This window comes from Devosia sp. A16 (genome assembly GCF_001402915.1).
Classification (GTDB): domain Bacteria; phylum Pseudomonadota; class Alphaproteobacteria; order Rhizobiales; family Devosiaceae; genus Devosia_A.
In genome coordinates, this window is sequence record NZ_CP012945.1 from 1,917,768 (window position 1) to 1,936,343 (window position 18,576).

An 18,576-nucleotide genomic window follows, 5' to 3' on the forward strand; every position below is an offset into this window, starting at 1 on the left:
ACGGGAGCGTCAGGCCAGCTTGGGCGCGATCTTCTTGCACGCCTCGACGAGGCCGTTCACCGCCGCGACCGACTTGTCGAACGCCTTCTGCTCGGAGCCCGACAGCGAGATCTCGACGATCTTCTCTGCCCCGCCGGCGCCGATCAGCACCGGCACGCCGACATAGGTGCCCTTGACGCCGTATTCGCCCTTGAGGAAGGCAGCGCAGGGGAGAATCCGCTTCTTGTCCTTGAGATAGCTCTCGGCCATTTCGATGGCCGAGGCGGCCGGGGCGTAGAACGCCGAACCGGTCTTCAACAGCCCGACGATCTCGGCGCCGCCGTCACGGGTGCGCTGGATGATCTGCTCGAGCTTCTCCTTGCTCATCCAGCCCATCTTGACGATGTCGGGGAGCGGGATGCCGGCGACGGTCGAGTAGCGCGGCAGCGGCACCATGGTGTCGCCATGGCCGCCCAGCACGAACGCCGTGACGTCCTCGACCGAAACCTTGAGCTCATCGGCGATGAAGTGACGGAAGCGCGCCGAGTCGAGCACGCCCGCCATGCCGACCACGCGGTTCGCCGGCAGGCCGGAGAACTTCTGCAGCGCCCACACCATCGCATCGAGCGGGTTGGTGATGCAGATGACAAAGGCTTCCGGCGCGTACTTGGCAATGCCGGCGCCCACCTGCTCCATCACCTTGAGGTTGATCTCGAGCAGGTCGTCGCGGCTCATGCCGGGCTTGCGCGGCACGCCGGCGGTGACGATCACCACGTCGGCGCCGACGATATCCTTGTACTCCGAGGTGCCCTTGAGGGTCGAGTTGAAGCCTTCGACCGGGCCGGACTGGCTGAGGTCCAGCGCCTTGCCCTGCGGCACGCCATCGACCACGTCGAACAGGATCACATCGCCCAGCTCTTTGGTTGCTGCGAGCAGCGCCAAAGTGCCGCCAATCTGTCCCGCACCGATCAGAGCGATCTTCTTGCGCGCCATCCACCGAACCCCGTTTTGCTTATGCTGGAAATTGCGCGCTCCTATTAACCCTAGAGGGTGACGGGGGCAAGTCAGCCGTAGGTCCTAGCGGCCCGGTCTGCAGCGATTGCATGGCTAGGCCGGTTGTACGACCTCGCCGCGATGCGGCGCTCCCAGATAGTCCGCCGACTGCATCTCGATGAGCCGGGAGACGCAACGCGCGAACTCGGCCCTGGTCCGCTCGTCCTGGCCCAGCTCGTCGAGCGGCACGGCGAAGCTCGCCGCCAGCTTGGCGCCCCGGTCGTAGAGCGTGTCGACGAGCAGGATGAAGCGCTTGGCGGCGTTGGAGCGCAGCCGATCGAACTGCGGCACATGGTCGATCATCACCGCTTCATAGGCATGGCTGAGCTTGAGGTAGTCACGTGCGCCCAACGGCTTGTCGCACAACTCCGTGAACGTGAAGCGCGCCGCGCCCATCGCCGCCCTTGGCACGGGAATGGTCCGGCCCAGCGAATAAAGCTCGGTCGGCTCGCCCGGCGCGCCGCCCGTGAGCTTCAGCCACAACCGGTCCATCGCCGCATCCACCTCCGGCCCGACGCCGAACTGGTACACCGCCTCGCCCTCGAACTTCACCCGCCGGTAGTCGGTGGGACCGTCGAGTTCGACGATCTCGACATGCTGCTTCAGCTCGGCGATGAACGGCAGCACCAGCTGGCGGTTGAGGCCGTTCTCGTAGAGGTCGTCGGGCCGCGTGTTGGAGGTCGCGACGATGGTCACCCCGCCGGCAAACAGCTTGTCGAACAGCCGTCCCAGCAGCATCGCATTGGTGATGTCCTGCACCTGGAACTCGTCGAGGCAGAGCAGCCGCACCTCGTCGAGCAACGGCCTGGTCACCGCCGCCACCGGATCGGCGCTCTCCGCCTTGCCCTTGCTGGATTTGCGGAACGCCGCGATCGCTTCGTGCATCTCGTCCATGAACTCATGGAAATGCACCCGGCGCTTCCTGTCCGTCGGCGCCAGTCCGTAGAACAGGTCCATCAGCATGGTCTTGCCGCGCCCGACCTGCCCCACGAGATAGGCGCCGCGCACCGGCGCGGGCCCGCCGAACAGGCCGCCGAGGAACCCACGCGACGCCTGCTGCGTGGCGAGTTCGCTCGCCACGCGATCAAGCGCCGCGGCGGCCTTGAACTGCAACGGATCGGGCGTCAACGCGCCGCTCGTCGTCAGCGCGTTCAGTCGGTCGGTGACTGGTGTGCCCGCGTGCCCCCGCCGCTGGCGTGACATCACGGAGCGCGCCCAGCCAAAGTGGATGGGGTTTGGCGGTTCGAGCCCGCGACCATTGGGAGATTATCCGACCATCGTGATCCCCTGGCCGCCGGCCAGGGTGCCGATGAACTGGCTGCCGCTGTGGATCAGCGAGGCGATGATGTCGCCATTCTCGTCGAACAGTTGCACCTGGTTGCCCACCAGCTGCCAGCTCGCCACGACCTTCAGGCCGTCGAGCGCGCAGCCCGGCGTCGAGGCGCGGTAGCGCGAGGTGCCGGATTTGGTGGTCTGCGTCAGGTTGAGCTTGCACTGCTCGGCGCCCGACACCACGGTCCAGCCACCCAGCAGTTTTTCGACCGTCAGCCCGGTGGAGAGATCGCGACCTGCCGCCTGCGGCACCGAGCCGAGCCGGGCAAAGGACCCGTCGGCATTGGCAACCTGGGCGGGCTGGCCGGGCGTCAGCGGCGCCGGCTGGGCCAGCGAGGCCTGCTGCACGGTGCTGCCCGGCAGCGTATTGAGGTCAGAGCTCGCCACCGAGGAATCCTGGATCGGCGCGATGGTCTCGGTGGACGCGATGCTGGTGGTGGTCACACCGCTCGAGGCGCAGCCGCTCAGAACGAGCGCCAAGACACCTGCTGCAGCAATGGAAACGCCAGCGCGTTTCGAACTCATCATCGGCCCTGCTCCGCCAGATGGTTAAGAATTGGTGACCGGCGATACAGCGTCAACGGCAAACCCGTCAACCGCCAAGGCCCCGCTTTTCCTATGCAGCGATTAATGTGGCGGAGTTAGGGAGCGGCGGTGGGTGGCTGTGGCCAGCCGCCTTGGCTTAGCTACCCTCGCATATGCAGCGTTGGGCACCTCTTGCCTTCTCCCCTTGTGGAGCAGCGCTATCGCATATGGCTTTGCGCACCGAGAGGCGGGTGACTCGCCATACGCGATAGCTCCCCCTTGTAGGGAGGATCAAGGGTGGGGGTGGCCCCACGTTCCCACCGCCCCTACCGCTTCACCATCTCCGCGACGAGCGCCTCGGCCAAAATTTTCCCATCTGCAGCCTCATCCTCCGGCAGCTCGATCGGAATGCCCTTCGGCCCGTACACCCCTGCGAGCCCCGGCAGCCCGTGCTCGCCGCCCTCCTTTGGGTGAAAGCCGTGCGCCTTCAGCGCCGCGATCAGCACGCGGGCGACGGATGGATCTTCGATCTCGGCGACGATTTCGTACAGCTTATGCGAACTCCCGCGTCACCATCATCTGCTTGATCTCGGCAATTGCCTTGGCCGGGTTCAGCCCCTTGGGGCAGACCTTGGCGCAGTTCATGATGGTGTGGCAGCGATAGAGCTTGAACGGATCCTCGAGATTGTCGAGCCGCTCCTCGGTGGCCTCGTCGCGGCTGTCGATCAGCCAGCGATAGGCCTGCAGCAGCACGGCGGGGCCCAGATACTTCTCGCCGTTCCACCAGTAGGACGGGCAAGAGGTCGAGCAGCAAGCGCAGAGGATGCATTCGTACAAGCCGTCGAGCCTGGCGCGGTCGTCGCGGCTCTGCAGCCACTCCTTCTCCGGCGTCGGCGTCGTGGTCTTCAGCCACGGCTCGATGGAGCGGTGCTGGTCGTAGAAGGTCGTGAGGTCCGGCACCAGATCCTTGATCACCGGCATGTGCGGCAAGGGATAGACGCTGATGTGGCCGGCGAAATCGTCCATGCCCTTGGTGCAGGCCAGCGTGTTGGCGCCACCGATATTCATCGAGCACGAGCCGCAGATGCCCTCGCGACAGGAGCGGCGCAGCGTCAGCGTCGGGTCGACCTTGTTCTTGATCCACAGCAGCCCATCGAGGACCATCGGCCCGCAATCGTCGAGATCGACGAAATAGGTGTCGAGCCGCGGGTTCTCGCCGCTGTCCGGATCGTAGCGGTACACCCGGTATTCCTTGAGCCGCGTCGCCCCCGCGGGTTTCGGCCAGGTCTTGCCCGGCATGATCCGCGAGTTCTTGGGGAGCGTCAGTTCAGCCATCGGACTATCCTACAATTTTGCATGTCTTCAGCGCCGCGGCCGACGTATTGGTCACCGTCATCACGTCATTGGCGCTCAGATTGCCGATCACCGCGGGATCGAACAGCTTGCCGGGGTCGGTCTGCGCATAGGTCGCGAGCTTCATCAGCTCGGGCTTCAGCTTGCTCGACAATTCCTTGGCATAGCACTGGCAGCTTTCCGCCGTGGCGCCGGGCACTTTCGAGCAGGCATCCGCCACGGCCTGCGCATCCGCCGACAGCCCGCCGCAGCCGGTGAGCCAGAGCGTCGCGAAGGCCCCGGCGACGAGCCCGATGGCTTTGGTGGAGCTGGGCGACATGGGTGAAATCCTCAATAGTTCGGCTTGCAGATCTGGTTCGATTTGGCGACGTAGGTGTTGTACGCCTGATATTTGTCGGCCGGCGGCGCCTTGCCCTTCATCGACGAAATGACGATCGCCATGAATTGCTCGTCGATCAGCGTCATCGCCGCATCCGCCTTGCAGCTGCAGAGCGCATCGTCGGAGGCGATGCCCATGCACACCTTGTAGAACTCGGCCTTCTGCGCCGCGCTCGGCGCCGCCTGCGCGGCTCCCGACAGCATCCCCAGCGCCAGCAGTGTTCCGAAAACCCGCTTCATCATTCGCCCCGTTTCACTCACCGCAGTTCCTTGCGGATCATCAATTTCAAACCCGACCACACATCGCTGACCGCGGCCACCTTGATATCGACCAGTCCGATCGGCAGCACCACCTCGCGGATCGTATCCTCGGTGATGTCGGTCGGCACTTTGGCTGCCTTCTTCGGCCACGAAATCCAGATCATCCCATCGCGGGTAATCGCCTCCATCAACGGCCGGGCATTATCCTCGAGCACGCCGCGCGACGTGGCAAAGCCGTGGATGAAGTCCCAGCCCGTGCTGCCGCGCCATGCATCCCACTGCGTGTCGCGGACTTCAGCAAAATCTCGCGCCGACTTCAGCTCGCCCAGTTCCTCCGGCAACCCCAGAAACAGCACCCGCTGACCATCCTTCAGGCCAAGCTTCTGTGGCAGGGGTGTGCCAGAATAGCCAGACGCCGCAGTCAATCGCGCACCTGCAAGCCGTAGCTCGAGTCAGGGATCGCCGTGTCGGCATCCTCTCCAAGCCCCACGCAGTTCAGCAATCGCATGGCGCGGCCTAGGCTCATGAGGACATCGCAATCGAGGTCGTTGGCGTCAAAGGTCCAACCGTCGGACGGCCCGGGTCCGCGTAGCTGGAGCTTTCCAGCCGAGACTTCATAGGTGCCGGCGTCCCCAATTCCCTCATCGCCGCCGACCCAACCGGTAGAAACTACGCCGTCAGCCTCGAAACAGGCCGTCACAGTGTAAGGGATGCCCCAACTGGGCGCCTTTCGTTCGGCAAAGGTGCTTTCACGTTGCCAGCATCCCACAAGTGAACGGGCTATTTCCCCTTCGGTAGCAGTGCGCACATCCATGGCAGCCGCACCGAATGAACTGGTCCCTAAAGCGGCAGTGACCAGAATCCACTTCACCTCAGTACACTCTCGCCTTCGGCGCGATCTTCTTCAAACTGATGCCGCCTTCGCTCTCCGGCGTCAGCGGGTCAACATGCACCGGGCGATAGCCCAGCGTCACCTTCCCCGCGCCGTCGATCCAGCTCAGCGTGTGCTTGCGCCAGTTCACATCATCGCGGTTCGGGTAATCCTCGTGCGCGTGGGCGCCGCGGCTTTCGTGTCGGGCCTCGGCCGAAACCACCGTGGTGGCGGCGCAGGCCATCAGGTTCTCGAGCTCCAGCGTTTCCACGAGGTCGGAGTTCCAGATCATCGAGCGGTCCGAGACCTTGAGATCGTTGAGCTCGCCATAGAGCGCAGTGATGCGCTCGACGCCCGACTTCAGCGATTCCGAGGTGCGGAACACCGCCGCGTCTTCCTGCATGATGCGTTGCATCTTGTCGCGCACCTGGGCCGTCGGCGACGAGCCATTGGCATGGCGCAGCCGATCGAAGCGGGCGAGGATGCGCTCGTCTTCCGAGGCGACGATCGCCGGCACCATGGCGCCCTTGTCGACCACCTTGGCCGCCCGCAGCGCCGCCGCCCGACCGAACACCACGAGGTCGGTCAGCGAGTTCGAGCCCAGCCGGTTGGCGCCATGCACCGAGGCGCAAGCCGCTTCGCCCGCCGCCATCAGCCCCGGCACCACGCGGTCCGGATCGGCTTCGGTCGGGTTCAGCACCTCGCCGTGATAGTTCGCGGGGATGCCGCCCATATTGTAGTGCACCGTCGGCAGCACCGGGATCGGCTCGCGCGTCAGGTCGACGCCGGCAAAGATCTTGGCACTCTCGGTGATCCCCGGCAGCCGCTCGTGCAGGACCTTTGGATCGAGATGGTCGAGGTGCAGGAAGATGTGGTCCTTCTTCGGGCCGACGCCGCGGCCCTCGCGGATCTCGATGGTCATGCAGCGCGAGACCACGTCGCGGCTCGCCAGGTCCTTGGCGTTGGGCGCATAGCGCTCCATGAACCGTTCGCCTTCGGAATTGGTGAGATAGCCACCCTCGCCGCGGGCGCCTTCGGTGATCAAGACGCCCGCCCCATAGACGCCGGTGGGGTGGAACTGCACGAACTCCATGTCCTGCAGCGGCAGCCCGGCACGGGCCACCATGCCGTTGCCGTCGCCGGTGCAGGTATGGGCCGAGGTCGCCGAGAAATATGAGCGGCCATAGCCGCCGGTCGCCAGCACCACCAGCTTGGCACGGAAGCGATGCAGCGTGCCATCATCGAGCTTCCAGGCCATCACCCCCTGGCAGGAGCCGTCGGCGCCCATGATCAGGTCGAGCGCAAAATACTCGATGAAGAACTGCGCATTGTTCCTGAGGCTCTGCCCGTAGAGCGTATGGAGAATGGCGTGTCCGGTGCGGTCGGCGGCGGCGCAGGTGCGCTGCACCGGCGGGCCGTCGCCGAACTCGGTCATGTGGCCGCCGAACGGCCGCTGGTAGATGGTGCCCTTTTCGGTGCGCGAGAACGGCACGCCATAGTGCTCGAGCTCGTAGATTGCCGCCGGCGCCTCGCGCGCCAGGTACTCCATGGCGTCGTTGTCGCCCAGCCAGTCCGACCCCTTCACGGTGTCGTACATGTGCCACTGCCAGCTGTCGGGACCCATATTGCCCAACGATGCGGCGATGCCGCCCTGGGCCGCCACGGTGTGCGAGCGCGTGGGGAACACCTTGGTGATGCAGGCGGTGTTGAGCCCCTGCTCGGCCATGCCCAGCGTCGCACGCAGCCCGGCGCCGCCGGCACCGACAATGACCACGTCGAATTCGTGGTCGATGATCTCGTAAGCGGCCATGCGGACTAACCCCAGAAGACGAGCTTGGCGATGGCGCCCAGCGCCACCACGAAGAAAGAGGCGACGAACAGGTTGTTGGCGAGCATCGCCAGGCCATGTTCGCCCTTGTCGAAATAATCCTCGATCACGTCGCGCATGCCGTTGCGCATGTGGATCGAGACGTTGACCACCAGCAGTGCCAGCCCGATGGCGACGAACGGGTTGCGGGCGAGCTCGATCATCTCGGCCGGCGCCCGGCCGGCGAGGCTGACCACGAACCAGATGATGAACAGCGCGAACACGATGTTGATCGCGCCGGTGATGCGCTGGGTGATGAAGTGCCGGGTCGAGGCCTTGGCCTTGCCGTAATGGGTCGACGGGTTCTGGATCTGCGCCCGCGTGGGTTTATCGGAAGCGCTCATTTGAACCACACGAAGATTGCCCAGACGATCAGAGTCACGAGGATCGAAGCACCCAGCTGGATCCGCACCACCAGCTCGCGGCCCGCCGGGTCCATCGCCCTCGCCGTATCCCAGACGAAATGGCGGACGCCGCCGAACATGTGGTGGAACAGCACCCAGGTGTAGCCGAACAACACGAGCTGCCCCAGCCACATGCCGAAAAGCCAGGTGACGAAATCGAAGAAACCGCCCCCGACTGCCGCCCCCACCAGCCACAGCACCAAGAGCAGGGTGCCGCCATAGAGCGCTATGCCGGTCGCGCGGTGCACGATCGACATCGTCATGGTCAGGGTAAAGCGGTAGATCGAAAGATGCGGCGAAAGCGGCCGGGAAGAGGGAGCCATGCTAGTCTCGCGCCTCGCCCGCCGGGAAGGCCGGGCGCTCCAGTTTGGAATGGTTCGAGACTTCTAGCGGCGCTTTGCGCGGAGGTCAAAGGCTCTGCTTATGCCCAGCATTGCACTTTGGTTCTGCTATGCGCCGAGCGCGGGGCTAGCGCCGCGGAGTAAGCACTTCCGGCGCGACCCGCAGCGCTTCGAGTGTGAGCAACAGGCTCAGCACACGCTCGCTGCTGGGTCCGGACGCCACCGGGGTGGCGGACGAAAGCGTGGTCGAGGCGACGAGCCTTTGGCTGTCTTCGGCCAGGACATCCCGCACCAGGTTGCCATTCATCGCGAGCATCGCGATTGCTATGACTGTTCCCGCTGCGAGTCTGCCCATCTCTTTCGTCCTTGTTGCGGGCGATCTCGATCGAGATTTCCGCTGCTTGACGAGGCTTTTAGCGCGCTCCGAATGGCCCTGCGCTGAAGCCGCTATTCACAATCGGTTCAGCAACGCATGATCTTTGTGCCGGTTCCCAAAGGAGAGACGACGTGAACGAAAAAGTGCGGGTGCTCGGCGAAGAAGTGCTGTCGAACAACTGGGGCGTGGTGAAGAAGACCACGCTCGAACTTCTCCGCCGCAACGGCGAATGGCAACGCCAGGTGCGCGAAACCTACGATCGCGGCGACGGGGCCGGCGTGTTGCTCTACAACCGCGAAAAGCGCAGCGTCATTCTGACCCGCCAGTTCCGCTTCCCGGTCTTCGCCCACGGCGAGGCCGGATGGCTTGTCGAGGTGGTGGCCGGCAAGCTCGATGGGGACCATCCGGTGACCACGGCGAAAAAGGAAGCCGAGGAAGAATCCGGCTACCGCGTCCATGACGTCGAACTGGTGATGAGCGCCTATATGAGCCCCGGCTCGGTCACCGAGAAGCTCTCGCTGTTTCTCGCCGAGTACGACGCCGACTCGAGGGTCTCCTCGGGCGGTGGGCTCGAGGATGAAGGCGAGGACATCGAAGTGCTGGAACTTGGTATCGACCAGGCGTTGCAGATGATCGCATCAGGCGAAATCGCCGACGCCAAGACCATCATGCTGCTGCAGCATGTGCGGCTGCAGGGGATACTTTAGCGCTCTGCGCCGCGCTTTCCACGCCCACCTGCCGAGCCTCCTCTATCGGGTCATTCCCGCGAAAGCGGGAACCTCCGTTTGCGAAACTCGCGGCACGCACAAGAACAGAGCCCCCCGCTTTCGCGGGGTGACACCGAGTTCTGGGTGACAACAGCGATTAGAGCTCAGTTCGTTACGAACGGGTCCGCGTCCACATCCAGCGTCGCATAGCCCTCGGGCAGCTTGACCGTAAGCGTAGCGCCGGTCTCGCGCGGATCGAGCATCAGCATCGACAACATCTGCGCCTTGGCCAGCGACGGCGTCGACTTCGAAGCGCCGATCTGCGGCTGGCTGGCGAACACGGCGAGCGGCAACGCCAGGGCGACGAGGCCGGCGGCGGCGAGGATCAGCTTGATCTGCATTTTCGGGACCTCAAAATCTGGCGCATAGCGCGTTTGTTGTCCCGTTCTAGCGCTGGCTGCCCGAACCCGCCTTGAACCCGCCGTTCATGTTCGGTTTAGCGCCGGTCTACAGCTCTCCGCGCAGGACCTTGGCTTCCGGCAATTGTAGATACGCTTCGGGTACCGGCTGAGCGAAGTAGTCCAGGGTGAATTCCTCGCCCAGTTCCACCGCGCGACCGCAACGCATGTGCTTTCCGTCAGGATCGATCACCACGTTGGGGTCGGACGAATGGTTGATCAGGCCGTAGCTGGTCCTCAGCGGTCGCACCAGCAGCAGCTCCGGCGTCACGGCGTTCCATTCCAACACCTCCAGCACTTGCGGAAACCGCTCCCACTCGACCAGTTGCCCATCGAGCATAGCCAGCAGTTCGCCCGGCTTACGAGCCCGGCTGGTAAACAGCCCGCGCCCTGCGATCCGGCTTGGCCCGACCACCGCATCGGCGACGGTCGGCACGAACGCCCCGTCGCCGAGAAAGATCTCGGTAAAGCTGTCGATGTGTACGTTCATCTTGCTGCCTCCACGAGCAGTTCAGTGAGCTCCACCGGTTTGTCGATCGGCACGTCGTGACCGCACGCGACTTCGCGCACCGTCCATCCGGGCAGCCCGCGGAATCCATCCGCAATGCCCTGGAAGCCGTTCCAGCCGGTCGCGACGATATAGGTCTTTCTGGGCACCGCCTTGTAGGCGCCTGTGACTTTCAGCCGCTCCGTCAGCGTCGCCGTCGGCTGCGGCGTCGCCTTGCTGTCGACCCAGGCGCGATCCGCCTCGTCGAGGTAGTCGCCCGGCGAGGAGGCCGGCGCCTCGGTCAACTGTCCGCCGAGTTCCCAGCCCGGCGCAAAGTCGGTGAAGCCCTGCCCATCCTCGGGGACGAACGCATCGAGATAGACGACCGAACGCACCCGCTCGGCGATCCGCTCCAGCGCTCCCGTGGCGACGATCCCGCCATAGGAGTGCGCCACCAGCACGACATCCTCGAGGTCGTTCCACAGCACCTCGTTGACGATGTCATCGACATGCGTGCTCAGGGTGATCGGCAATCGGTTGAGGTGCGAGCGCTCGGCCAGGCCGCTCAGCGTCGGCGCATGCACCCGGTGCCCGCCCGCCCGCAGCCGGTCGGTGACCCGCACCCACGACCAGCTTCCCGTCCAGGCGCCATGCACGATCACGAACGTCGCCATCCCATCCTCCATTGATTGCATTTTGCAAGTGATTGCACGTTACAACCAAAAATTGTAGTTTGCAACCATGGAGAACCCCGACGTACCTGCCCACCGTTCCGGCTGCCCGATCAACCTCGGCCTCGAGGTGTTCGGCGACAAATGGAGCCTGTTGATCGTTCGCGACATGATGTTCGCGGGGAAGCGGCACTTCCGCGAATTCCTCGCTTCGGACGAGGGCATTTCCACCAACATCCTCGCCGACCGACTGGTGAAGCTCGTCGAGGCGGGGGTACTGACCCGCGCCGACGATCCCCAGCACAAGCTGAAGGCGATCTATTCGTTGACCGAAATGGGGATCGAGCTGTTGCCGATCGTGGCGGAGATCAGCCGCTGGAGCCGCAAGTACCAGCCCGTCGATCCGGCACTGGCCGCCACCGGCGAGGCGCGCGATCGCGGCGGGCCGGAGGCAGTAGCCGCCCAGATGGACGCGCTGCGGCGCATCCACCTGAACGGCTGATGGTGGCGCTCCGCCCGGGTCCCAACCCTGGTTGCGCCACCCTCGTTGACTAGACGTAGTCGACGAGCTTCTTGTCCGGATCGTAGGGCTGGTCGCTGACCACCTTGGTCACCGCCTGGCCGCAAACCATCTTCTTGTTCATTGCGTCATACGCATAGCTGGCAGAACCGTGCAGCACCCAGCCCTCGCTCAGCGCCTTGGTAACCTTGTGGCAGAAGGCGGAATCGTCCTCCCCCGAGAGGAACCGATAGATCAACATGCACTACTCCTTTTGCTCGCCCTCTTTGCCCCGGGCGATTGAAATTGCGTCCAACTACCGCTAATCCGCTGCGGTATGGATCGGTTTCCAGCATTTTTGCTCGACGGCTACAAGTCGTTCATGTCGGACCGCTACGACCCCGAGCAGGGTCGCTACCGGGAACTGGCGGACCGGGGACAATCCCCGACCACCATGATCATTGCCTGTTGCGATAGCCGCGCCGCCCCGGAGACCATCTTTTCGGCCGGGCCCGGCGAGATGTTCGTCTTGCGCAACGTCGCCAACCTTGTCCCCCCGTTCCAGCCCGATGGCGGCCAGCACGGCACTTCGGCGGCCATCGAATTCGCCGTCAACGCGCTGGAGATCTCCAATATCGTCGTCATGGGGCATGGCCGTTGCGGTGGCATCAAGGCCGCGCTCGACCCCGAGGCGGGGCCCCTGGCCCAGGGCGATTTCATCGGCAAGTGGATGGCCATGCTGGCGCCGGTCTCCGAGGCGGTATCGAAATATACCCTGCTGACCAACAGGGAGCGCCAGACCATGCTGGAGCGCTTCTCGATCCGCAACTCGATCGCCAACCTCAGGACCTTCCCCTACGTCAAGCGTCTCGAGGAAGAAGGCAAACTCGCCATCCACGGCGCCTGGTTCGACATCTCGACCGGCGAGCTCTGGGTGATGAACGACGAAGGCGATTTCTACCGGCCGGACGCCTGAGCTCGACGCCTGGCCCGGCGTGACGATCAGACCGCTTTCCGCCTCAGCCGCGGACCGAAGACATTGATCAACAGGCCGCCGAACACCAGCACGCTGCCGATCACCTCGACGCCGGTGATCGCCTCGCCGAGGAACAGCGCAGCGCCGGCGATCCCCGCCACCGGCACGAACAGCGCGAACGGCGCCACCTGCCCGGTGCTGTAGCGGCTGAGCAGCCAGGCCCAGGCGCCGAAGCCGAACAGCGTCGCGACATAGGCCATGAAGGCGATCGAGCCGATCCCCTTGATGGTCAGGTGCGAGATGGCCAGCGGGATCGTCCCCGGCCCATCCAGCAGCAGCGAGGCCAGCAGCAGCGGAATCGGCGGGATCAATGCCGACCACACCACGAACCCCAGCATGTCGATGCGCCCGGCGGCCTTCCCCACCATGTTGCCGAGACCCCAGCAGCCCGCTGCCGCGATGGTCAGCAACAACGGCAGCAATGCCGCACCGTCCAGCCGCTCGATCGCGATTACCCCGATCCCCAGCAGCGCCACCGCCGCGCCGCCCAGTTGCGCAAGGCCGGGCCGCTCGCCGAAGCAGGCGAAGGCCAGGAAGATAGTGAAGAACACCTGCAGCTGGATCACCAGCGAACTCAGCCCCGCCGGCATGCCGAGCTTGATGGCGAGAAACAACAGCCCGAACTGCCCCACCCCGATGGCGAGGCCGTAACCGACGAGCAGCGGCCAGCCCACCGTCGGCCGCCTGACGAAGAACACCGCCGGCAGCGCCGCGAATACATAGCGCAACGCCGTCAGCAGCAACGGCGCCACCTCGTCGACGCCCCAGCGGATGGCGATGAAGCTCAACCCCCAGACAAGTGCGACCGAGAGCGCGAGGACGATGTGACGGATGGGCATGAGTGGCACTTCCTTCAGCCGGCCAGCAAACAGCCAGCACTCGCAGTCAGTGCCTTCTCCCCTTGTGGGAGAAGGTGGCCGAAGGCCGGATGAGGGGTCCGCGCAACGAAGTGTAGCGCGATCCGAGCGTAAGCGAGGAGCGACTGAGTACGCGGAGAGAACCCCTCATCCGCCCTTCGGGCACCTTCTCCCACAAGGGGAGAAGGCGACCACTGATACATTGCAGGTTAAGCCTGATACATTGCAGCCTAAGCCGCCTTCTGCTCCACCAGGCGGCGCTCGATCAGCGTCTCGAGGATCTGCACGGTGTTGAGCGCCGCGCCCTTCCTGAGGTTGTCGCTCACCACCCAGAGGCTCAGGCCGTTCTCGACCGTCACATCTTCGCGGATGCGGCTCACATAGGTGTCGTACTCGCCCGCCGCTTCCACCGGCGTGGCGTAGCCACCGGCCTCGCGCTTGTCGATCACCGCAACCCCCGGCGCCTCGCGCAGCGCTTCACGCGCCTCGTCGGCGGTGATCGGGTTGGCGAATTCGAGGTTCACCGCCTCGGAGTGGCCGACGAACACCGGCACCCGCACACAGGTGGCGGTGAGCTTGATCTTGGGGTCGAGGATCTTCTTGGTCTCGGCCACCATCTTCCATTCTTCCTTCGTATAGCCGTCCTCCATGAACACATCGATGTGCGGGATGACGTTGAAGGCGATCTGCTTGGAAAACTTCTTGGGCTCGGGCTTGTCGTTGACGAACACGCCCTTGGTCTGGTCCCACAGCTCGTCGACGCCGTCCTTGCCGGCGCCGGAAACGGACTGGTAGGTGGCGACCACCACGCGCTTGATCGTCGCGAGGTCATGCAGCGGCTTCAGCGCCACCACCAGTTGCGCCGTCGAGCAGTTCGGGTTGGCGATGATGTTCTTGCGGTCGTTCCGCGCCATGTACTCGTCGAGCACCTGCGCGTTGACCTCGGGCACCACCAGCGGCACGTCGGCGTGATAGCGCCAGAAGCTCGAATTATCGACCACGATGCAGCCGGTGGCGCCGATCTTCTCGCCATATTCCTTGGCGATCGCCGAGCCGGCGCTCATCAGCGCGAAATCGACGCCCTTGAAATCGAAATGCTCGAGGTTCTGCACCTTGAGCCGCTTGTCGCCATAGCTGATCTCCTGGCCCTGCGAGCGGGCGGAGGCCAGCGCGATCACTTCGGAAGCGGGAAACTTCCGCTCCGCGAGGATGTTGAGCATTTCCCGGCCCACATTGCCTGTGGCCCCGACGACGGCGACGCGATAACCCATTTTGGAAAGTCCTCTTTGCCTTCATTCCCCCCGCGCTGGACCAGCCTGGTCCGCGGCACATGGCATCCGGCCGCTCCCCGGCGGGAGTTGCCCGGGGATCGGCTCAGGGGGTTTTGGTGGTTTTGGTCGCCGAAACAACGACACCACGAAGACCCGTGGTCTTCGTTTTGGTCATTGTGATGTGGTGGGTCTTGCGCATCCCGCAACCCGATCCTCTTGTCCGGCGCCGCGTTTCTACGCCGAAATCGCAAATAGTCAATCACCTATAGGACATCGCCTACGCGGGCAGGATTCAGCCGCGTCTCCTGTGATCCTCCCCCCGTGGCGGGGAGGGGGACCGGCGAAGCGGTGGAGGGGCGGCCAGACGCTCGGTCGCCTGCCCTATGCGTGCCGTAGAACTCCGTGTATCTCCCACCCATGCAACATTACGACGTGATCATCCTCGGCGCCGGCGCGGCCGGCCTCATGGCCGGCATCGAAGCCGGCAAGCGCGGCCGCTCGGTGCTGGTGATAGACCATGCCAAGAATGCCGGCGAGAAGATCCGCATCTCCGGCGGCGGGCGCTGCAACTTCACCAATATCAACGCCACGGTGAAGGCGGGACGCGACCGTTTCCTCTCCAGCAACCCGCGCTACGCACTTTCGGCCCTCTCCCGCTACACTCCGGAGCATTTCATCGCGCTGGTCGACCAGTACGCCATCCCGTTCCACGAGAAGACCCTGGGTCAGCTGTTCTGCGACGGCTCGAGCCAGCAGATCGTCAACCTGCTGCTGAGCGAACTGAAGAAGGCGCATGGCACGCTGCTGCTCGACACCGAGATCGACAGCGTCAGCCACGCCGATGGCAGCTTCACGGTGATGACGGCAAGCGAGACGCTGATCGGGAAATCGCTGGTTGTCGCTACCGGCGGCAAATCCATCCCGAAGATGGGCGCCACCGGCTTGGCCTACCAACTCGCCACCCAGTTCGGGCTAGAGGTCACCGAGACCCGCCCCGCGCTAGTGCCGCTGACCTTCGAGCCGCGCATCCTCGAGCGCCTGGCGCCGTTGAGCGGCATCGCGGTCGACCCCACCCGCGTTTCGGTGAAGAAGAAGAGCTTCGACGAGGCCATGCTCTTCACCCATCGCGGCCTCAGCGGGCCGGCGATCCTCCAGATTTCGAGCTACTGGCGCGAGGGTGACGCCATCGTCATCGACCTGTTCCCCAATGGCGACCTGGGCGAGATCCTCCGCGAGGCGCGCAGCACCACCCCCAAGCTGCAGTTGCAGACAGTGCTGTCGCAGCACCTCGCCAAGCGCCTCGCCCAGATGTTGGCCGAGGATATCGGCATCAGCACCATGATGGGCGACATGAGCGACAAATCGTTCGGCAAGATCGAAGACGCGCTGCGCCGCTGGACCATCAAGCCCACCGGCTCGGAAGGCTATCGCACCGCGGAAGTGACGTTGGGCGGCATCGACACCGACGGGCTCGATTCCACCACCATGCAGGCGCGCGCGGTGCCTGGCCTCTACTTCGTCGGCGAGGCCGTCGACGTCACCGGCTGGCTCGGCGGCTACAACTTCCAGTGGGCCTGGGCCTCCGGCTGGGCCGCGGGACAGGTCGCCTGAACCTCATCGCCCACGTCGAAGTGCCGGTGCGCGAACTCGCGCGCGGCCTGGTCAGGCGGCATCAGCCTCGGCAAAGGTGATCCGGTTGCCCACCGGATCGATCACCGTGCACTCGAGCCCACCCCATTCCGGCCGCTCCAGGCCCGGCCGGTTGTTCTTGTAGCGCTTGCCGATCAGTTCTGCCTGCAGCTCGGCCACTCCGGTGCAGTTCACCCGCACGTGCACCCCGGGCGAGCCATCGCCATGGTGCTCCGAAATATGCAACACGATGCCATCCCGGCTGACCTGCATGTAGAGCGGCAGCCCCGGCTCGAACCGATGCTCCCAATCCACCCTGAAGCCCAGCCAGTCGATATAGAACTCGCGCGCCTTCGCCTCGTCGAACGAGCGCAGGATCGGCACCGTCTGCAGATAGTTGAGCGTCATCGCGGTTCATCCTTGTCGCAACGAAACTTGCGGAAGTCTTATGGCAGCGACGCTGTCCATCCGCTACCAATGGGGCCAACAGAGGGAGAACCATCATGGCAGAAAAGAAGATCCGCTGGGGCATCCTCAGCACCGCCAATATCGGGCTGAAGAAGGTCACCCCGGCGATCATGAAGTCGCCGCTGAGCGAAGTGGTGGCCGTCGCCTCGCGCGACGTGGCAAAGGCTGAAGAATACATCGCCGAACTGGGCCTCACCGGCAAGGCCAGGGCGCACGGCAGCTACGAGGCCTTGTTCGCCGATCCCAACGTCGACGCCATCTATAACCCACTCCCCAACCACCTGCATGTGCCGATGACGCTCGCCGCGGCGAAAGCCGGCAAGCACGTCCTGTGCGAAAAGCCGATCGCACTCAACGCGCAAGAAGCCGAGCAACTGCGCCAACTGCCCAAGGGCATCGTGTTCCATGAAGCCTTTATGGTCCGTCATCACCCGCAGTGGCTGCGGGCTCGCGAAATCGTCCGCTCCGGCGAGCTCGGCGAACTCCGCACCGTTCGCGGCATCTTCGAGTATTTCCTCACCGACCCCACGAACGTGCGCAACCAGGCCGATATCGGCGGCGGCGGCATCTACGATGTCGGCTGCTACCCGATCACCGGCGCCCGCTTCCTGTTCGAGGCAGAACCGAAGCGCGCCGTGTCGCTGGTCGACCGCGACCCGGTGATGAAGACCGACCGGCTCGCCTCGGTGATCCTCGATTTCGGCGGCGGCAAGCAGGCGAGCTTCGTCTGCTCCACCCAGAGCGTGAACCACCAGTCACTCGAGGTGATCGGCACCAAGGGCCGCGTCGAACTCGTGATTCCGTTCAACGCCCCTGCCGACACCGCCACCGCGCTGATCATCGACAATGGCTACGCGCCGGATGGCCACCTCAGCCGCCGCGAGATCATCCCGCCCTGCGACCAGTACACTGAACAGGCCAACGCCTTCTGCCGCGCCATCCTCGACGACAAGCCGCTCGAATGGGGGGTCGAAGACGCCATCAAATCGATGAAGGTCATCGACGCGGTGTTTGAAAGCGAGAAGACCGGCGCCTGGGCTACCATCTAGGCTCGGCCAGGCAAGAACTCTCGCGGAGGGGGTTCGGGGCACCGCCTCCCCTCCCCACCGGGATTATCGGGTCGTGCAATGGCTCGGCACGTTCATCCCGCCACTTCCGACCCCACCAACCGCTCCACCAGCAGCCGGATCCCTGGCCCCACTCCTGCCGGGTCACGGGCTTTGCGCTTGATTCCCCAGGCGGCATCGAGCAGCAGCCGCGTCATCAATTCCGGCTGTTTCGCCCCGGCCTTCCCCAACTCGTCGGCCACCAGCTTCTCGATCGCCTCTTCGCTTGCCCGCACCTCGGGCCGCACTTTTTCGTGCTCGTCATAAAGTTCGGCGGCGTGCGGCGATCCCTCGAGCAGGCTGTCGATGGCCCCGTACTTGGCGGCCAACGCAGCCGAAACCCGCTCGACCACATCCCCTTCCCCCCGCAGCGCCGCCACCACCCCCTGATGGAGCGCCGCCATCAGCCCAGCGACGATCGCCTCGAACACCGCGTTCTTGTCCGGAAAGTACTTGTAGAGCGTGGGCTTGGCCACCCGCGCCTCAGCGGCGATCGCCTCCATCGAGGTGGCCCGAAGGCCCTGGCGCAGGATCAGCCGCCGCGCCGCCGAAAGGATCTGCTCCCGCTTGTCGATGTCCGCCACGCCGATTTCCTTCGTCGATATCTTGAACGAACTGAACGATCTTCGTACATATCGTTCAGTTCA

The 18,576-nt window shown here is 64.6% G+C and carries 25 protein-coding genes and 1 pseudogene; 5 read left to right on the top strand and 21 right to left on the bottom strand.

Annotated elements, in window-relative coordinates:
- Positions 1 to 9: 9 nt before the first annotated feature.
- The 13 genes from mdh to APS40_RS09370 all read right to left on the bottom strand — a co-directional run bounded on the left by mdh (position 10) and on the right by APS40_RS09370 (position 8,719).
- A complete protein-coding gene (gene mdh, locus APS40_RS09310) occupies positions 10 to 972 on the bottom strand; it encodes a malate dehydrogenase (RefSeq protein ID WP_055046783.1) in 963 nt (320 codons plus the stop codon).
- A 114-nt stretch (positions 973 to 1,086) separates the two neighbouring features.
- Complete coding sequence (gene zapE, locus APS40_RS09315) at positions 1,087 to 2,235, bottom strand: cell division protein ZapE (protein WP_055046784.1); 1,149 nt, start codon at positions 2,233 to 2,235, stop codon at positions 1,087 to 1,089.
- Between the two features lie 63 nt (positions 2,236 to 2,298).
- The gene (locus APS40_RS09320) at positions 2,299 to 2,844 is read right to left on the bottom strand and encodes an AprI/Inh family metalloprotease inhibitor (RefSeq protein WP_055046785.1); all 546 of its coding nucleotides are present in this window, start codon (positions 2,842 to 2,844) and stop codon (positions 2,299 to 2,301) included.
- A 371-nt stretch (positions 2,845 to 3,215) separates the two neighbouring features.
- On the bottom strand, positions 3,216 to 3,395 hold the full coding sequence (locus APS40_RS09325; protein WP_055046786.1) for a hypothetical protein: 180 nt from the start codon (positions 3,393 to 3,395) through the stop codon (positions 3,216 to 3,218).
- 46 nt (positions 3,396 to 3,441) lie between these two features.
- Positions 3,442 to 4,224: a succinate dehydrogenase iron-sulfur subunit gene (locus tag APS40_RS09330; RefSeq protein ID WP_055046787.1), complete on the bottom strand. Its 783-nt coding sequence runs from the start codon at positions 4,222 to 4,224 to the stop codon at positions 3,442 to 3,444.
- A 4-nt stretch (positions 4,225 to 4,228) separates the two neighbouring features.
- Positions 4,229 to 4,561: a hypothetical protein gene (locus tag APS40_RS09335; protein WP_055046788.1), complete on the bottom strand. Its 333-nt coding sequence runs from the start codon at positions 4,559 to 4,561 to the stop codon at positions 4,229 to 4,231.
- A gap of 11 nt (positions 4,562 to 4,572) precedes the next feature.
- Positions 4,573 to 4,863: a hypothetical protein gene (locus tag APS40_RS09340; protein ID WP_055046789.1), complete on the bottom strand. Its 291-nt coding sequence runs from the start codon at positions 4,861 to 4,863 to the stop codon at positions 4,573 to 4,575.
- Positions 4,864 to 4,877: 14 nt separating this feature from the next.
- Positions 4,878 to 5,306, bottom strand: a complete 429-nt coding sequence (locus APS40_RS09345) for a DUF3052 family protein (protein ID WP_055046790.1) — start codon at positions 5,304 to 5,306, stop codon at positions 4,878 to 4,880.
- On the bottom strand, positions 5,303 to 5,752 hold the full coding sequence (locus tag APS40_RS24840; RefSeq protein ID WP_156342887.1) for a hypothetical protein: 450 nt from the start codon (positions 5,750 to 5,752) through the stop codon (positions 5,303 to 5,305). The genes APS40_RS09345 and APS40_RS24840 overlap by 4 nt, the downstream gene beginning before the upstream one ends.
- Before the next feature lies 1 nt (position 5,753).
- Complete coding sequence (gene sdhA, locus APS40_RS09355) at positions 5,754 to 7,562, bottom strand: succinate dehydrogenase flavoprotein subunit (protein ID WP_055046792.1); 1,809 nt, start codon at positions 7,560 to 7,562, stop codon at positions 5,754 to 5,756.
- Positions 7,563 to 7,567: 5 nt separating this feature from the next.
- Positions 7,568 to 7,963, bottom strand: a complete 396-nt coding sequence (sdhD, locus tag APS40_RS09360; RefSeq protein WP_055046793.1) for a succinate dehydrogenase, hydrophobic membrane anchor protein — start codon at positions 7,961 to 7,963, stop codon at positions 7,568 to 7,570.
- Positions 7,960 to 8,346, bottom strand: coding sequence for a succinate dehydrogenase, cytochrome b556 subunit (sdhC, locus tag APS40_RS09365; protein WP_055046794.1), 387 nt, complete (start codon positions 8,344 to 8,346; stop codon positions 7,960 to 7,962). Before sdhC ends, sdhD begins: the two co-directional genes overlap by 4 nt.
- A 145-nt stretch (positions 8,347 to 8,491) precedes the next feature.
- On the bottom strand, positions 8,492 to 8,719 hold the full coding sequence (locus tag APS40_RS09370; protein WP_156342888.1) for a hypothetical protein: 228 nt from the start codon (positions 8,717 to 8,719) through the stop codon (positions 8,492 to 8,494).
- Between the two features lie 152 nt (positions 8,720 to 8,871).
- Here APS40_RS09370 and APS40_RS09375 point away from each other — a divergent pair, with 152 nt between their 5' ends.
- Positions 8,872 to 9,447: an NUDIX domain-containing protein gene (locus APS40_RS09375; RefSeq protein WP_055046796.1), complete on the top strand. Its 576-nt coding sequence runs from the start codon at positions 8,872 to 8,874 to the stop codon at positions 9,445 to 9,447.
- 164 nt (positions 9,448 to 9,611) lie between these two features.
- Here the strand turns inward: APS40_RS09375 and APS40_RS09380 are convergent, their stop codons facing one another.
- From APS40_RS09380 to APS40_RS09390, 3 genes are all read right to left on the bottom strand, one after another.
- Positions 9,612 to 9,848: a hypothetical protein gene (locus APS40_RS09380; protein ID WP_055046797.1), complete on the bottom strand. Its 237-nt coding sequence runs from the start codon at positions 9,846 to 9,848 to the stop codon at positions 9,612 to 9,614.
- A gap of 106 nt (positions 9,849 to 9,954) precedes the next feature.
- Positions 9,955 to 10,395 carry an SET domain-containing protein gene (locus tag APS40_RS09385; RefSeq protein WP_055046798.1) on the bottom strand — a complete coding sequence of 147 codons (441 nt, stop codon included), beginning with the start codon at positions 10,393 to 10,395 and terminating at the stop codon, positions 9,955 to 9,957.
- A complete protein-coding gene (locus APS40_RS09390) occupies positions 10,392 to 11,066 on the bottom strand; it encodes an alpha/beta fold hydrolase (protein ID WP_055046799.1) in 675 nt (224 codons plus the stop codon). The genes APS40_RS09385 and APS40_RS09390 overlap by 4 nt, the downstream gene beginning before the upstream one ends.
- Before the next feature lie 67 nt (positions 11,067 to 11,133).
- On the opposite strand from APS40_RS09390, the pseudogene APS40_RS09395 reads away from it, so the two are divergent.
- Positions 11,134 to 11,556 (top strand): annotated as a pseudogene (locus tag APS40_RS09395) (winged helix-turn-helix transcriptional regulator); the annotation flags it as partial.
- 58 nt (positions 11,557 to 11,614) lie between these two features.
- Here APS40_RS09395 and APS40_RS09400 read toward each other — a convergent pair.
- Positions 11,615 to 11,824, bottom strand: coding sequence for a DUF1737 domain-containing protein (locus APS40_RS09400; protein ID WP_055046801.1), 210 nt, complete (start codon positions 11,822 to 11,824; stop codon positions 11,615 to 11,617).
- 75 nt (positions 11,825 to 11,899) lie between these two features.
- Here APS40_RS09400 and APS40_RS09405 point away from each other — a divergent pair, with 75 nt between their 5' ends.
- The gene (locus APS40_RS09405; protein WP_055046802.1) at positions 11,900 to 12,538 is read left to right on the top strand and encodes a carbonic anhydrase; all 639 of its coding nucleotides are present in this window, start codon (positions 11,900 to 11,902) and stop codon (positions 12,536 to 12,538) included.
- A 26-nt stretch (positions 12,539 to 12,564) separates the two neighbouring features.
- Here the strand turns inward: APS40_RS09405 and APS40_RS09410 are convergent, their stop codons facing one another.
- Together APS40_RS09410 and APS40_RS09415 are read right to left on the bottom strand one after the other, a co-directional pair.
- Complete coding sequence (locus APS40_RS09410) at positions 12,565 to 13,437, bottom strand: EamA family transporter (RefSeq protein WP_055046803.1); 873 nt, start codon at positions 13,435 to 13,437, stop codon at positions 12,565 to 12,567.
- A 248-nt stretch (positions 13,438 to 13,685) separates the two neighbouring features.
- On the bottom strand, positions 13,686 to 14,726 hold the full coding sequence (locus APS40_RS09415) for an aspartate-semialdehyde dehydrogenase (protein ID WP_055046804.1): 1,041 nt from the start codon (positions 14,724 to 14,726) through the stop codon (positions 13,686 to 13,688).
- A 417-nt stretch (positions 14,727 to 15,143) separates the two neighbouring features.
- Here APS40_RS09415 and APS40_RS09420 point away from each other — a divergent pair, with 417 nt between their 5' ends.
- Positions 15,144 to 16,337, top strand: coding sequence for an NAD(P)/FAD-dependent oxidoreductase (locus APS40_RS09420; RefSeq protein WP_055046805.1), 1,194 nt, complete (start codon positions 15,144 to 15,146; stop codon positions 16,335 to 16,337).
- A 51-nt stretch (positions 16,338 to 16,388) separates the two neighbouring features.
- On the opposite strand, the gene APS40_RS09425 is transcribed toward APS40_RS09420, so the two are convergent.
- A complete protein-coding gene (locus APS40_RS09425) occupies positions 16,389 to 16,763 on the bottom strand; it encodes a glyoxalase superfamily protein (RefSeq protein ID WP_055046806.1) in 375 nt (124 codons plus the stop codon).
- A gap of 95 nt (positions 16,764 to 16,858) precedes the next feature.
- On the opposite strand from APS40_RS09425, the gene APS40_RS09430 reads away from it, so the two are divergent.
- Positions 16,859 to 17,872, top strand: coding sequence for a Gfo/Idh/MocA family protein (locus APS40_RS09430; protein ID WP_055046807.1), 1,014 nt, complete (start codon positions 16,859 to 16,861; stop codon positions 17,870 to 17,872).
- 92 nt (positions 17,873 to 17,964) lie between these two features.
- Here the strand turns inward: APS40_RS09430 and APS40_RS09435 are convergent, their stop codons facing one another.
- Positions 17,965 to 18,513, bottom strand: a complete 549-nt coding sequence (locus tag APS40_RS09435) for a TetR/AcrR family transcriptional regulator (RefSeq protein ID WP_055046808.1) — start codon at positions 18,511 to 18,513, stop codon at positions 17,965 to 17,967.
- Between the last annotated feature and the right edge of the window lie 63 nt (positions 18,514 to 18,576).

Bases quoted from the DNA above. Each gene is read 5' to 3' on its own strand.
- mdh (WP_055046783.1), bottom strand. From the start codon at position 972: ATGGCGCGCAAGAAGATCGCTCTGATCGGTGCGGGACAGATTGGCGGC.
- zapE (WP_055046784.1), bottom strand. From the start codon at position 2,235: ATGTCACGCCAGCGGCGGGGGCACGCGGGCACACCAGTCACCGACCGA.
- APS40_RS09330 (WP_055046787.1), bottom strand. From the start codon at position 4,224: ATGGCTGAACTGACGCTCCCCAAGAACTCGCGGATCATGCCGGGCAAG.
- APS40_RS09335 (WP_055046788.1), bottom strand. From the start codon at position 4,561: ATGTCGCCCAGCTCCACCAAAGCCATCGGGCTCGTCGCCGGGGCCTTC.
- APS40_RS09340 (WP_055046789.1), bottom strand. From the start codon at position 4,863: ATGATGAAGCGGGTTTTCGGAACACTGCTGGCGCTGGGGATGCTGTCG.
- sdhA (WP_055046792.1), bottom strand. From the start codon at position 7,562: ATGGCCGCTTACGAGATCATCGACCACGAATTCGACGTGGTCATTGTC.
- sdhD (WP_055046793.1), bottom strand. From the start codon at position 7,963: ATGAGCGCTTCCGATAAACCCACGCGGGCGCAGATCCAGAACCCGTCG.
- sdhC (WP_055046794.1), bottom strand. From the start codon at position 8,346: ATGGCTCCCTCTTCCCGGCCGCTTTCGCCGCATCTTTCGATCTACCGC.
- APS40_RS09370 (WP_156342888.1), bottom strand. From the start codon at position 8,719: ATGGGCAGACTCGCAGCGGGAACAGTCATAGCAATCGCGATGCTCGCG.
- APS40_RS09380 (WP_055046797.1), bottom strand. From the start codon at position 9,848: ATGCAGATCAAGCTGATCCTCGCCGCCGCCGGCCTCGTCGCCCTGGCG.
- APS40_RS09385 (WP_055046798.1), bottom strand. From the start codon at position 10,395: ATGAACGTACACATCGACAGCTTTACCGAGATCTTTCTCGGCGACGGG.
- APS40_RS09390 (WP_055046799.1), bottom strand. From the start codon at position 11,066: ATGGCGACGTTCGTGATCGTGCATGGCGCCTGGACGGGAAGCTGGTCG.
- APS40_RS09400 (WP_055046801.1), bottom strand. From the start codon at position 11,824: ATGTTGATCTATCGGTTCCTCTCGGGGGAGGACGATTCCGCCTTCTGC.
- APS40_RS09405 (WP_055046802.1), top strand. From the start codon at position 11,900: ATGGATCGGTTTCCAGCATTTTTGCTCGACGGCTACAAGTCGTTCATG.
- APS40_RS09410 (WP_055046803.1), bottom strand. From the start codon at position 13,437: ATGCCCATCCGTCACATCGTCCTCGCGCTCTCGGTCGCACTTGTCTGG.
- APS40_RS09415 (WP_055046804.1), bottom strand. From the start codon at position 14,726: ATGGGTTATCGCGTCGCCGTCGTCGGGGCCACAGGCAATGTGGGCCGG.
- APS40_RS09420 (WP_055046805.1), top strand. From the start codon at position 15,144: ATGCAACATTACGACGTGATCATCCTCGGCGCCGGCGCGGCCGGCCTC.
- APS40_RS09425 (WP_055046806.1), bottom strand. From the start codon at position 16,763: ATGACGCTCAACTATCTGCAGACGGTGCCGATCCTGCGCTCGTTCGAC.
- APS40_RS09430 (WP_055046807.1), top strand. From the start codon at position 16,859: ATGGCAGAAAAGAAGATCCGCTGGGGCATCCTCAGCACCGCCAATATC.